This window comes from Chryseobacterium sp. B21-037, assembly GCF_028570785.1.
GTDB lineage: Bacteria > Bacteroidota > Bacteroidia > Flavobacteriales > Weeksellaceae > Chryseobacterium > Chryseobacterium proteolyticum.
Genome location: NZ_JALGCB010000001.1, coordinates 671,676 through 686,102, shown reverse-complemented (window position 1 = coordinate 686,102; position 14,427 = coordinate 671,676). Strand labels below are relative to the sequence as shown.

Below are 14,427 nucleotides of genomic sequence, written 5' to 3'. Positions count from 1 at the left end.
TGAGTTATTGATTAAGTTGTTGTAATAAATTTTTTGTTTTCAGCGTCAGTTCTTCTTCATTAACATCTTTTCCGATGAGAGAGCTTCCCAACCCTGCTGCTATGGCACCTCCATTGAACCATTCTCTGATATCTTCAGTTTCAGCATGGATTCCTCCGGTGGGCATGAAATTCATTCCCGGAAAAACAGGCTGTACCGATTTGATGTAGTTCTTTCCTAAGGCATCAGCCGGAAATATTTTAACCAGTGTTAACCCATTCTGATGCGCGATATTGATATCGGAAGGGGTAAAGCAGCCCGGAATCAGAAGGATATTTTTTTCGAGAGCATGTTTCACCAATGCCTCATTGATAATAGGTGTAATGATAAAATCTGCTTTTACGTTAGCATAATCATCCATTTCCTGTATGTTTTTTACCGTTCCGATTCCTAACAGAAGACCAGGAAATTCTGTAAGGGAAACTTCTTTCAGTCTGGTAAAATTTTCCAGTGCCTGATGACCCCGGTTGGTATATTCTATCACACGGATTCCTGCTTCGTATAAAGCTTTTATGATATTTTTTGAGACTTCAAACGATTCGTTATAAAACAACGGAACGATTTTCTGGTCTTTTATTTTTTGTACTATTTCACTCATAATGTTTCGATATTAATGCTTTCATCAATGGTATCTCCCTTTACAAAAAGCTTTTTAAAAGCAACTTTTGTAGCATCTTCCAGAATCTGCTGTTCAGGATTTCCTTTTAAAATTCCATGAATCAAAGCGGCCATGAAAGAATCACCGCTTCCTACCCTTTCTTTAATGGTATCTGAGTTATATTTTTTCGAAATCAAAAGCTCATCAGTAAATAAGGTGGCAAAGTAATTCACCTGTTCTCCGTTTGTAAAACGGAAGGTATTCGCAATTTTTTCTACCTCAGGGAATTGTCTTCTGATTTCCAATGCTGTTTTTTCGGCCTGTTTAAGAAGGTTTTCATCATCGAAATTTCCGTTAAGCTCATATTCAACAGGAATATTGAGAAACTGCTCCACAGACCAGATATTTCCCATAAGAACATTCACAAAAGGCATCAGCTCTTTAATTTTGTGAGGATTCTGGTTTTGCCAAAGCAACGCCCTGTAATTCAGGTCAAGAGAAACCGTAATATTTTTTGTTCTGGCTTCCTTCATGATTTGCAGACATTTGTGGAATGCCTGGTCACTCAAAGCCGGTGTGATGGTACTGATATGCAGCCATTTTACCTCTGAAAATATCTCATCATCACTGAAAGTTTCAAAATCCGACTGGGTAAAAACAGACGGAAAGCGATCGTACACCACTGAAGCATTCTGCATATCGCCATCGGAAGAAAGATAAAATGTTCCTATTCTTCCCTTGTTCTTTTCTGCAAGGACTTCTATTCCTTTACTGTTAAGCTGAGATTCCAGCTGGTTTGCTACAAAATTCTCCGGTAATGCTGATAACAGTTTCACAGAATTCTTCCACTGGGAAAGTGCAGCTGCTACATTGTATTCTGCTCCGCCTATATACATCTTCAGAGACTGCTCATTCAGCCAGTTTCCTTCGGAATCCGGGGCAAAGTGGAGAAGCAGTTCCCCGAAACATAATATTTTCGATGAATCCTGCATGGTTTTATATTTCAAAATAATTTTTTGTATTGTGATAACAGATATCCTGGATGATCTTTCCTACCCATTTTTCGTCATCGGGAAGAAGACCTCTTTCCATTTCACTTCCGAACATATTGCATAAAAGCCTTCTGAAATAATCATGTCTTGAGAATGATAAAAGGCTTCGGGAATCAGTCAGCATGCCGACAAAAGTGCTGATAAGACCGATATTGGAAAGCGTATTCATCTGCTTGGTCATCCCGTCAAGCTGATCAAGAAACCACCAGGCTGCTCCAAACTGTACTTTGGATTTGATGCCTCCTTCATTGAAATTTCCGGCAAGAGTAGCCAGAACTTCATTAAATGCCGGATTCAGATTGTAAATAATGGTTTTGGCCAGTTTTCCTTCTGAATTCAATGCATCAAGCAAAACGCTCAATCGCTGTGCGTAATATGGTTCTCCAATGGCATCATATCCTGCATTGGCACCCATTTTCCTGAACATTTCTGAATTGTTGTTTCGTGTTGCTCCTACATGAAACTGCTGTACCCAGCCTTTTTCTGCATACATTTTGCAAAGTTCTTTCAGCAAATAGCCGCATAATGCATCCGGATCGGAAAATGTCGAAATATTTCCTTTCAGAAATTCTGAAAACTCTTTTTCAAGGTTTTGATTCCACTTTGTGGTATCCGGGAAATATTCAAAGCCGTGATCGGCCACTTTTGCCCCTGCTTCCACAAAATAATTGATTCTGGACTGAAGTGCATTCAACACATCAGAGATTGATGCGATGGAAAAACCACAGACTTTTTCAAGCTTTTTAATTCCTGAAAGATATTGTTCAGGATTGATCATATTGATATAGGTATCAGGACGGAAAGCCGGAAGAACAGCTGTTTTAAACCCACTATTTTTTAAAGCCTTGTGATGAACCAGATCATCAGCAGGATCATCTGTAGTACATAAGGCTTCTACTTTAAAATTTTCAATAATGGATTGTGGCAAAAAACCAGGTGTCTGCAAACTTTCATTCATCTGATGATACACTGCATCTGCATTATTGGATGATAAATATTCGCTGATTCCAAAAGGATTTTTGAGTTCCAGATGGGTCCAGTGAAATAACGGATTACGAAGGGTATAAGGTACTACCTCTGCCCATTTCCTGAATTTCTCCTGATCTGAAGCATTTCCGGAAATAAGCTGTTCATCAATGCCGAAATTTCTCATGGCTCTCCATTTGTAATGGTCACCATCCAGCCATATAGCGGTTGAAGAACGGAAATTCTGATTGGTAGAAATCACATCCGGTTCAAGATGATTGTGATAATCGATCACCGGCATATCTTTGGCATAGCCGAAATACAGATTTTCTGCCTTTGCCGATTCAAGCAAAAACAATTCTCCGAAAACGTCTTTATTTTTAATGGAATTACTCATGATTTATTTTTACAACCCTGAATTTTAATTAACTTGTTTAAACTCTGCAAAACCACAAAAGCCTTATTTTAAAACACTTTGGCTCACTTAAGAAAGTTTAAAATAATTCTGCAGAAAAGTTCACATAAGATGAAAATCAAAGATTTTCACAACACTTAGGTGTCTACTTTTTAAAAACAGGACCTTGAATGAAACCATTAAGGTCCTGTTTACTGTATATGAAAAAATTAGTTTTTTTTATACTCCACTGAATGCGCTGAAGCCTCCGTCAACAGGAATCAATGCTCCCGTGATAAAACTTGCGGCATCTGAACATAGAAACTGTACAACCCCGTTCAGCTCTTCTACTTCTCCAAATCTCTGCATCGGTGTTTTGGCCATTACTTTTTTACTTCTCTCCGTTAAGCTTCCATCCGGATTCAGAAGAATTGCACGGTTCTGATCTCCAATGAAAAATCCTGGTGCCACGGCATTAACGCGTATCTTATCTCCGAATTTCAATGCCAGGTCAGAGGCCAGCCATTGGGTAAAATTGGTAATTGCTGATTTGGCTGCAGAATATCCGGCCACTCTTGTAATCGCTGAATAAGCAGCCATGGAAGAAATATTGATAATGTTTCCGCTCCCCTGTTCAGCCATTGCTTTTCCGAAAACATAGCTCGGATAAACAGTTCCGTTGATATTAAGATCAGTAACCTCCGCCCATCCTTTCATATCCATATCGAAAAATGACTGTTCGGGAGATAAGGTTGCTGACGGGATATTTCCACCGGCTATATTGAGCAGAACATCAATGCTGCCATATTTTTCTTTTATTTTCTCTGCGGCAGCTTCAAGGCTTTTAATATCCATCACATTGGCTTCCACAGCGAATGCATCTCCTCCCAGGTCTGTAAGTTCTTTTACCCTGGCATCCAGTGTTTCCTGGTTTCTCCCCAGTGCAACAACTTTGGCGCCGGCCTCTATAAAGCTTTTGGCAAGACTTCCTCCCAAAACACCTGAAGCCCCTGTGATGACTGCTACTTTGTTTTTAATACTAAACAGGTCTTTCATTTTACTTTTTATTATTTATTACAAACGCAGTTTAATTTTTCTGTAATTCCGACTGTACTGCGGCCATTACTCCTTCGATCTGGCCCAATGCCAGCATTCTTCCTAAAAATGAATAGCCGGGATTATAACCTTTGTCAATATCTTCGGTTAAAAGTCTACCATGATCAATTCTCATAGGAAGATCAGGGTTTTCTTTTTCGAATACACGGATCACTTCAATAAGCTTTCCTCTTCCTCCCAAATGATGAGCCTCAATGAAGTCACCGTTTTCAAAGACATTTGTACTTCTCAGGTGAACGAATTTGGTTCTGTGGGCAAATTTCTGTGCCAGCTTGGGAACATCATTCTGAAGGTTAGCACTTAAAGATCCTGCACAAAACGTCAATCCGTTGTGAGGGTTATCAACAGCTTTCAGAAGCCAGTCGATATCTTCTTCATTGGTCACTATTCTTGGTAAGCCCAATAGTGAAAATGGAGGATCATCTGGATGTACGCACATCTGGATATTCCATTTTTCACAGACAGACATTATTTTTTCAAGGAAATATTTCATGTTCTGGCGTAATCTGTCTTTATCGATTCCATCATATAACGCCAATAAACTCTTGAATTTTTCTACAGGATTCAATTCACCATCTTTGATATTTCCGTTTACGAATCCCTGTGTTTTTACAATGACTGAATCTATCAGGTCATTATTATCTTTTTCCGTTAATGTATTTTTTAATTCTTCTACCTTCTGAAGGATCTCCGGATTATAGTCGTTTTCTGCCCCTTCTCTTTGAAGGATATGAATTTCGAAGTACGCAAATTTGGCTTTGTCGAAATAGAGGGATGACGAACCGTCTTCCCATTCGTGGAAAAGATCGGTACGTGCCCAGTCCAGAACAGGCATAAAATTGTAGCAAACTGTTGTAATGCCTGCTTTACCCAAATTTTCAAGGCTTGTGATATAATTTTCTATTAAAGAGTCACGGTCTTCACCTCCGTATTTGATCGCTTCGCTTACGGGAAGACTTTCAACAACAGACCAGCGAAGTCCGTGGCTTTCTATATAGTTTTTATAATCATTGATGGCCTCCAGATTCCAGATTTCTCCGTTGGGGATATCGTGCAGGGCAGAAACAATTCCTTCTACTCCTATTTGACGAAGCGTACTCAGTTCTATTTTGTCTTTTTTCCAAACCAACGCCAGGTTTTTTCCATAATTTTTAAATTTTAATTCAGATAAACAAAGCAGGTGCTTTCACACCTACTCTGTTGCTGATATGAATGTAGAATAAAATTAATTGTATCCGGGGTTCTGATATTTTGCCTTGATGTCTGCAGATACTTCCATCGCATCAATCTGATTCTGTGGAATAGGTCTCAGATAATGAAAAGGTTGTATCGTTCTTGTCACCGTTTGCGGATCATGATCTCCATAAGAAGCTCCCCCGATCTGATAGGTAGCCGCATAATCTCCCCACTTCTGTGTACGTACCAAGTCATACCATCTGTAGAATTCGCCGTAATATTCGCGGGATCTTTCTGCAAGGATATAATCAATGGTAATTACCGCTGGTGTAGCCGCAATCATGGCAGCACTGTTATCCGCTACGTAAGCAGCATTCTGGGCATTATTGAACTTCCATTTTCCGGCACGGGCACGGATGACATTAATTAAACTTCTGGCTGTCATAGCACCTGAAGCTCCTTTTACTGCTGCTTCTGCTGCAATAAAATAGAATTCTGAAAACTTGGCAACGCTGAAAGGACGGGTTAATCCCGCATTCGGATATCCTAAGCCATTCGGATCATCGGTACGATAAGTTCCAATTTTCCATAAGCCAGGGTATACAATCCTGCTGATTCCATTCGGTGCAATTACCCAATCGGCTCTTCCAGCCAGTGTTCCTGCTCCTACACCACTTTGTCCCGCTCCTGTAGGATAAGCAGGCAGCTGGCTGTCATCGTTAAGAAAGCTCAGGATAGCCCCACCCGGTTGTACCGGTAAATTATTGGCGTTATAAAGTACAGGAACCGTTGTAAGACCCGTTCCATTCTTGTTCCAGTTTCCTCTGTACGTGGTTACAAAAGTTCCATCATAACGGGAATCATTGGTTTTATCTGCAAAAGTATTTTTAATGACTCCCAAAGTAGGACACATACGAACCCAAGGACGTCCCAGTGATTGCGCCGCCTCTCTCTGTACTGAACTTACAACGTCTGCGCCAACCCAAGCTGTGGTTTTACTGCTTTTGATAGCCGTATAGTTCCAGGTCTGCATCCATGCTGCAAAATTGTCCGGAGCCCAGCCTGATCCAAATCCTACAGGATCACTTTCATTATAGTAAGTACTTGATTGTATATGGTCTGCATAGAGCATCGATTCCGTGTTTCTGTCGTTTGAACCTACATTGACATCATAAAAAGTAGGCTGAAGCGCATAAGGTCCCGGGTTGTTGATTCCTTCCATTGCGACGTCATAAGCCTGCTGAAAATACCATTGAGCATTATGTCCGTCAGGGTCAGTTCTTGTTGCTTCAGGGTAAGTCGGAATATTGTTAGGATTCTGCAGCCACCATCCATAAGTAAGGTAAGCTTTGGCAAGCATTAATCTTGCTGCATTTTTGGTTACACCACCTGTTACTCTCGGTGATGATGGTAAATTTTCTATTGACTTTTTAAGATCAGCAAAAACCGTTTTTGTATAGACTTCCGGCACAGTATTCCTTGCAGAATTCGTGGACGGAAGCGTATTATATTTCAATTCTCCTGCCCCTAAATCCAAAGGAACTCCTCCATAGGTCTGCACCAGCATGAAATAGTAAAATCCGCGGAAGAAACGGGCCTCGGAAATCATGGATTCTGCGATTCCGAACCCCGGTCCCTTTTCAATGATTCCATTGGCTGTATTGATATACGGAAACACTGAATTCCAAACCATACTAGTAGGAAAAGTATTGGAATTGATAATACCGTTTCCGGACATATCAAGTTCTTTAAAGTTACCATCCGCACTTTGGGCCCATGTTGATTCGTCAGTTCCATTCTGGCAATTGCTCATGAAATATCCATTACCGTACAATAATCTCATCTGTCTGTACAGAGAGGTAAATCCCTGATTAATTCCATCCGGTGTACTAAAGTAATCCGCTGTATATATTGATCTTGGCTGCTCATCCAGAATTTCATTACATCCTGTAAATGTTAGGGATAAAAAGATTGTTCCCAATACCAGTTTTTTGTTAAAATTTATCATGACAATACAGTTTTAAAAGGTTAAGTTAAGTCCCATTAAGTAATTTCTTGTGGAAGGGTTGTTGGTTCCTATAACAAGCTGACGGCTTTGATATCCGCTTACGGCCTGGTTTTCATTTCCAAAAGAGTTCGGTTCCGGATCCATTCCTGAGAACTTATGATAAGGAGAGAATAATACAACAGGATTTGTTACGGTAAAGTAAATTCTTAAGCCGGTGATCTTCAAATCCTTTAAAAAATCTTTGTTGAAATTATAGCCTAATGTAATCGTACGGAGCTTAAGGTAAGAAGCATCAAACATCGCTAAAGTAGAAGAATACTTCGGGTTATCACCGCTCAAATGGCGTCCCGGACGAGGAAAATAAGCTCCTGTATTATCTTCTGTCCAGTAATCTACATCCACGTTGTTCCCTCTACCTGTTAATCTGTTAAGATAACTTGCAGATCCGTAAATGGTACTTACCAGGATTCCTCCGTTTTGGAAAGCCCCTACCGTGCTTAGTTCAAAGTTCTTGTAGGCAAAACGCATATTGAATCCTCCCTGAAATTTAGGAGCGGTATCAAAAATCTGCCTGTCATCAGGTCCTATTGCCCTTACCGGTGTTCCGTCAGGATTATAACCTCCGGTGTAAAGAACTTTGATAGATCCTACTACATCTGCAGCAGTTCCCGGTTCCAGAATGCTTTGATAGGGATCTCCTGCCTGCCAAAGGCCTACATACTGATAATCATATAACGAATTGATATTATGACCTACAAACCAAAGATTATTCACATCGCGTGTTGTTCCGGATGCAAGAGATAAAATTTTGTTTCGGTTGGTATAAAAATTAACTCCGGCTTCCCATGTAAACCCATCCGGATTATCGAAAATGACACCGTTTAAGGAAACTTCAAAACCTTTATTTTCTGTTTCCGCTACATTGGAAACAATGGATGACCATCCGCTTGTTGCCGGAAGACTCTTCTGTGTCAACAGGTCATATGTATGGGTTTTGTAATACTCCACACTCCCCGTAAGGCGGTTGTTCAATAAACCGAAATCAAGACCGTAGTTTTGCGTTTTTGAATATTCCCAGCCCAGGTTCGGATTTGGTGGCTGACTTCCATAGATCCCTGTACTTCCTGCACTTCCAAAATTATAAGGAGCAACACTAAATCTTCCCATAGTAGAATATGGATCTACTGCCTGATTGGAGGTCTGTCCCCATCCAACCCTGAATTTAAGAAGATTAATGGCTTTGATATTCTGCATAAAGGATTCATTGGTAACATTCCATCCTAATGATAATGCGGGATATGTATGCCATTTGTTGCCGGGAGCCAGTCTGGAAGATCCGTCTGCACGAAGTGTTGCTGTCAGCATATACTTGTTATCATAAGTATACATTACCCTTCCCATTGCAGAAAGAAGACCCGTTTTCCAGTAGATCTGGTCTTCCGGTCGTACGGTAATATCTGCCTGAGGCGATTGTCCCAGATTATAATACTGAAAAAAATCTGCAGGGACATTCTTTGCGCTCATGTATGAGCTTGTATACTTATTCCCTTCTGCGGAATATAATCCTACCGCATTAATTTTATGCTTTCCAAATGTACGGTCGTAGGTTAAAAGGTTTTCCAGGACCCAGTGATAGGTTTGGTTATTCCCTCTTCCTGCAGCTGAAGGCCCAAGAGGATTCGTATTAAATACTCCTACCCCAGCATAATTTCCACTATTTGAAGTACGGAAATCCAAACCTACGTTCAATCGGTATTTCAGTCCTTTGATCGGAAGATTGGCTTCCCCGTAAAGGTTGTTGTAGGATGCAAAAGATTTGGTTTCGTCAATATATTTATCTCCAAGACTTTCCAGGCTCCCTCTGGTATAAATCCATGTCTGATCAATACCTCCAGCCGTGCTCATTACCCTCTTTGGGCTTCCGTCCGCATTGTAAGGATTGGCAATTGGAGAAAATCCCAGCACTGCTCCCGGATTTACCCCATTTCCTTCAGAGATTGAATAATTGGTATTGGATGTAAAACCAAATTTAAAAACAGAGCCTACCTGCTGGTCAATAGCCATTCGCAGGGCAAATCTTTCATAACTTTGAATAGGGATCAATGCATCTTGCTTGAAGTAAGATAACCCTACATTATAATTTCCTCCGTCTGTTCCTCCTGAAACCCCGATATCATGACTGGTCATCATCGCCGGTTTGTAGTACAGGCTTTGCCAGTCCGTATTAACACTGTTGCTTTCATCAGCACCATTTGAATATAAAGGTGTTGTATTTCCTGCCGGAATCGCATAAGCACGCAACTGTGCAAACTTAGGACCATCCATCATAGGATATTTTGAAAACAAGGTCTGAACTCCCGTAAAGGTATTGTAAGTGAATCTGGGTTTCTGCCCTTTTGCTCCTCTGTTGGTTGTAACGAGGATAACTCCGTTTGCTCCTCTGGATCCGTAAATCGCCGTAGCAGAAGCATCTTTAAGGATGTCAATACTTTTGATATCACTTGAGCTTATATCTCCCAGTGATCCTACGAAAGGAATTCCATCCAATACAATCAACGGATTATTATCTCCTGTCAGAGATCTTGTTCCCCTGATACGGATCTGCATGGCAGCACCCGGTTTTGTAGAGGTTTGTGAGATATCTACCCCTGCCGTTCTTCCCTGTAATGCCTGAGTTATGTTAGCAGAAGGTACTTCACGCAATGCATCTCCTTTTACCGTGGCCACAGAACCTGTAACCGCCTCTTTTCTTTGTGTTCCATACCCTATTACAACAACTTCATCTATTTTCTTTTCTTTAACTATCGTATCCTTTTTAACCTGTGAATATGCTATGCCGGAAGGCAATAAAGTCATTGCAAAAAATAATGCTGCTTTATTGCTTCTATTGAAATAAAATCGGTTCATAATTATTATTTTTAGTATTAGTTATTGAATAAAAGGCTGATTAATAATTATAGTTTGTAAAGTCCTTAGTGTTTACAAGCCTTTTATTTTTTATTATATATGCATATTCACGATGGCTTCAAACAATTCCTGCTTTCCGCTTTTTGGCTGTGGTTCGCCGATTTCGTGAGCTATTCTCTGAAGATCTTCCAGGGTAAGTTTACCTTCCTCGAAAGATTTTCCATTCCCGTTATCAAAAGAAGCATAACGATCTGTTCTCAGTTTTTTGTAATCAGAATTTTCCAGAATATCAGCTGCTGCAAGAAGACCTTTTGCGAATACATCCATTCCTGAAATATGGGAAATGAATAAATCTTCAGCATCTATAGAATTTCTTCTGATTTTCGCATCAAAGTTTACTCCACCGGCTCCCAGGCCTCCCGCCGGAAGCAGTACAAGCCACGCCTGAACCATGTCGTAATAATCGATCGGGAATTGGTCGGTATCCCATCCGTTCTGATAATCTCCTCTATTGGCATCAATGCTTCCTAAAAGTCCGGCATCTACAGCTACCTGAAGCTCATGCTCGAATGTATGCCCCGCCAACGTAGCGTGATTCACTTCGATATTCAGTTTGAAATCTTTATCCAATCCGTAATGTCTCAGGAATCCGATCACTGTTTCGGAATCATAATCATACTGATGCTTGGTAGGTTCCATTGGTTTTGGCTCGATCAGGAATGTTCCTTTAAATCCTTGCTGACGCGCATAATCTCTTGACATGGAAAGAAAACGGGCCAGGTGATCTTTTTCACGCTTCATATCCGTGTTTAAAAGACTCATATATCCTTCTCTTCCACCCCAGAAAACATAATTTTCTCCTCCCAATGCTATCGTTGCATCTATTGAGTTTTTCACCTGAGTTCCTGCGCAGGCCACGACGTCAAAATTCGGATTGGTAGAGGCACCGTTCATGTATCTTTCATGGGTAAAAACATTGGCTGTTCCCCATAGAAGCTTAATTCCTGTTTCCTGCTGCTTTTGTTTTGCATATTCTACAATAGTCTGAAGGTTTTTCTCATAATCCTTCCAGTTATTAGCAGGATCTACCAGGTCGATATCGTGGAAACAGTAATAATTGAAGCCCATTTTGGACATGAATTCAAAACCAGCGTCCATTTTATGCATGGCTCTGGTCACTGCATCATTTCCGATGTCCCATGGATGGTGGATCGTAGGACCTCCGAACGGATCACTTCCGTTTGCACATAAGGTATGCCACCAAGCCATTGCAAATCTGGTCCAATCTTTCATAGGTTTTCCCATCACAATCTTTTCAGCATCATAATATCGGAATGCCAACGGGTTCTTACTTTCTTTTCCTTCAAACTTAATTTTTTCAATACCCGTAAAAAACTCTTTTGTACCTGTTAAAGTGTTCATATTTATTTGATTATTTTTAATTTGTTTTTTTAATTTTTGCGTAGGAATTCCCTTCTCACTGGTTCTTAAAAGTCAGTAAGAGGATGAAAAATACGGTTGTAATTGCTTTAGATTATTTCATTAAGATGATGTTTCCATCGCGCATAGGCTTCTGTATATTGTTCTTGTTTTTCGTGTTCCGGCTCTATCACCGCTATCTTTTCAAGTGAAGAAAATGCTTCCCTGGAATCTGAATAAAATCCAATTCCCATTCCAGCAGCTCTTGCAGCTCCCACTGCTCCATCGGTATCATAAAGTTCAATGACCGCATTGCTCACGCTGGCCAGAGACTGGCGAAAAATTGAACTTAAAAACATGTTGGCATTTCCTGCACGGATGACCTGTATATCCATTCCGATATTTCTCATGATATCCATTCCGTATTCGTAAGAGAATACAATACCTTCCTGCGCCGCACGCAGTATATCTCCCTTAGTGTGTATATTGAAATTGATTCCGTGAATAGAACAGCTGGTATCTTTATTTTCCAGTACCCTTTCAGCACCGTTTCCAAAAGGAATGATACTTAACCCTTTTGAGCCAATAGGTGAAAGCGAAGCCATATCATTCATATCCCCATAAGAAGAAAGTGAGGTTGCGAAATTATGCTTCAGCCAGGAATTTAAAATACCGGTTCCGTTGATACATAGTAAAACTCCCAGCCTGATCTGTTCAGGTGTATAATTGACATGGGCAAATGTATTTACCCGTGATAACTTATCATATTCCAGCTGATCCAGAACACCATAGACAACTCCTGAGGTTCCTGCTGTGGAGGCAATTTCTCCGGGATTAAAAACATTCAGGGAAAGCGCATTATTCGGTTGATCACCTGCCCTGTAGGATATAGGTGTCCCTTCTTTTAAGCCTAATTCCTCAGCTGCTGCTTTGGAAACCGTTGCCTGGATACCAAATGTAGGTACGATTTCAGGGAAAAAGCTTTTAGGAATACCATAGTAGTTGATGATATCTTCCGAAATGCAGTTGTTTTTAAAATCCCAGAAGATCCCTTCTGATAATCCTTCAATGGTTATTCCGATCTCCCCTGAGAGTCTCATAGCAATATAGTCTCCCGGGAGCATGATTTTATCTATCTTTTCAAAAATTTCAGGCTCATTTTCTTTTACCCAGGCCAGCTTTGATGCTGTAAAGTTTCCGGGTGAATTCAACAAATGAGACAGGCATTTTTCTTCTCCTATTGTTTTAAAAGCTTTTTCGCCGTAAGGCACAGCACGGCTGTCACACCAGATAATGGATGGCCTTAAGACATTCTGATCTTTATCCACCAGAATCAGACCATGCATCTGCCAGGTAATTCCAATTCCTTTGATATCTTCAGCATGTACACCGGATTCATGCATCACAGCTTCATGTGCCAACCTCAGATTGGTCCACCAGTCGACTGGATTTTGCTCTGCCCATCCCGGATTTATAGCAGTGATTTTCATTTCTTTTTTGGGAGAAAATTCAGAAGCAATCACTTTTCCACTGGATGCCTCGATGAGACAAACTTTCACAGAAGAACTGCCAATGTCATAGCCTAGTAAGTACATAATTTTTTAAAAAGGTTATTTTATAAGTTTTGTATTGTTTTTCTTGTAAATCTTAGCGTCAAATCTGTAGTACCTTGCTGCACGGTGTGACACATCTTTTTGAATTTCATCCAAGGGAACAATATAGGGGAACGAAGAAATTTTTTTATGAAAATTCTTGATGTCAATATTTTTTTCACTTAATGCACTATAGAGCTGATAGAGCTGTCTGATGGTGAATCTTTTCGGCAGCAGCTCAAAAATGATAGAGAAATCAGATTCAATCCATTTTCTGATCTCCATTAGAGATTCACTGATAATTTTGTTGTGATCGAAAGGCAATCCCGGAACTTCATCAATAGGATACCAGTCTACGGTATCATATTTTGTACTGTTGATCTTGTGGTCTATTTTACAAAGAGAAAGATAAGCCACTGTAATGATCCTGTCTATATGATGTTTGTATTCCTGATCCATCCATTTGATATCATGCGCATTACTTGCTCTCATGGGATCTGCAAAGCATTTGAACTGTTTGAGGACCATTTTTTTAATCCCTGTAAGTTCATGCAGTACTCTTTGTGCAGCATCATCCACATCTTCGTCGCTGAAAATCAAACTTCCGGGAAGCTTGATTTGTTTTTCCAATGGTACATCATCTACATGACGTTGTACTAATAATATATTCAACCGGTTTTCATGGTCAAATCCAAACACAACGCAATCTACAGAGACGTAGGTATGAATAAAATTCTGATTCATTAGTTTGTTAACATTTTGGTAACATTACAAATATAAAAATTCATCTGAATAAAAAAAATAAATCCATCATTATCTACTGCTTATCAACACATTACATATCGAATTTTTATGATATGAATTGTATAAAAATTATGATAAGGTTATCATTAAAAATACACTTACTTATTTCATAAGACATGAGTTCACAATTAATTGCAATATCACAACACCAAAAAGAGGATCATTTTTTTCTGAATAAATATTATGATAAGAAGAATTAATTTTTTTTTCATTTTAGCTGAAAAAAAAATGTAAAAAAGACACTTTTTATTATGAAAAAGTAAATAAAAACCTATTTTCATTCACCAATTTTCCGCTCTAACAGCAAAAAATTATGAAACAATAAATTTAAAAGGTGTGATTATTTGATCTGGTAT

General features: G+C 39.7%; 10 protein-coding genes. All 10 read right to left on the bottom strand.

What is annotated here, in order from left to right; genetic code table 11:
- Positions 1 to 4: 4 nt before the first annotated feature.
- The gene (locus MTQ00_RS03075; RefSeq protein WP_273647690.1) at positions 5 to 637 is read right to left on the bottom strand and encodes a bifunctional 4-hydroxy-2-oxoglutarate aldolase/2-dehydro-3-deoxy-phosphogluconate aldolase; all 633 of its coding nucleotides are present in this window, start codon (positions 635 to 637) and stop codon (positions 5 to 7) included.
- On the bottom strand, positions 634 to 1,644 hold the full coding sequence (locus MTQ00_RS03070) for a sugar kinase (RefSeq protein WP_273647689.1): 1,011 nt from the start codon (positions 1,642 to 1,644) through the stop codon (positions 634 to 636). The genes MTQ00_RS03075 and MTQ00_RS03070 overlap by 4 nt, the downstream gene beginning before the upstream one ends.
- The gene (gene uxaC, locus MTQ00_RS03065) at positions 1,634 to 3,052 is read right to left on the bottom strand and encodes a glucuronate isomerase (RefSeq protein WP_273647688.1); all 1,419 of its coding nucleotides are present in this window, start codon (positions 3,050 to 3,052) and stop codon (positions 1,634 to 1,636) included. Before uxaC ends, MTQ00_RS03070 begins: the two co-directional genes overlap by 11 nt.
- Positions 3,053 to 3,289: 237 nt before the next feature.
- Entirely contained in the window at positions 3,290 to 4,105 is an 816-nt protein-coding gene (locus MTQ00_RS03060; RefSeq protein WP_273647687.1) for an SDR family oxidoreductase, read from the bottom strand.
- A gap of 31 nt (positions 4,106 to 4,136) precedes the next feature.
- Positions 4,137 to 5,294, bottom strand: a complete 1,158-nt coding sequence (uxuA, locus tag MTQ00_RS03055) for a mannonate dehydratase (RefSeq protein ID WP_273647686.1) — start codon at positions 5,292 to 5,294, stop codon at positions 4,137 to 4,139.
- Positions 5,295 to 5,390: 96 nt separating this feature from the next.
- Positions 5,391 to 7,349 carry a RagB/SusD family nutrient uptake outer membrane protein gene (locus MTQ00_RS03050; protein WP_172278139.1) on the bottom strand — a complete coding sequence of 653 codons (1,959 nt, stop codon included), beginning with the start codon at positions 7,347 to 7,349 and terminating at the stop codon, positions 5,391 to 5,393.
- Between the two features lie 12 nt (positions 7,350 to 7,361).
- Positions 7,362 to 10,256, bottom strand: a complete 2,895-nt coding sequence (locus MTQ00_RS03045) for a SusC/RagA family TonB-linked outer membrane protein (protein ID WP_273647685.1) — start codon at positions 10,254 to 10,256, stop codon at positions 7,362 to 7,364.
- 93 nt (positions 10,257 to 10,349) lie between these two features.
- On the bottom strand, positions 10,350 to 11,678 hold the full coding sequence (xylA, locus tag MTQ00_RS03040; RefSeq protein WP_273647684.1) for a xylose isomerase: 1,329 nt from the start codon (positions 11,676 to 11,678) through the stop codon (positions 10,350 to 10,352).
- Positions 11,679 to 11,785: 107 nt separating this feature from the next.
- Positions 11,786 to 13,270 carry a xylulokinase gene (locus tag MTQ00_RS03035; RefSeq protein WP_273647683.1) on the bottom strand — a complete coding sequence of 495 codons (1,485 nt, stop codon included), beginning with the start codon at positions 13,268 to 13,270 and terminating at the stop codon, positions 11,786 to 11,788.
- A gap of 15 nt (positions 13,271 to 13,285) precedes the next feature.
- On the bottom strand, positions 13,286 to 14,011 hold the full coding sequence (locus tag MTQ00_RS03030; RefSeq protein ID WP_172278131.1) for an NUDIX hydrolase: 726 nt from the start codon (positions 14,009 to 14,011) through the stop codon (positions 13,286 to 13,288).
- Positions 14,012 to 14,427: the final 416 nt, after the last annotated feature.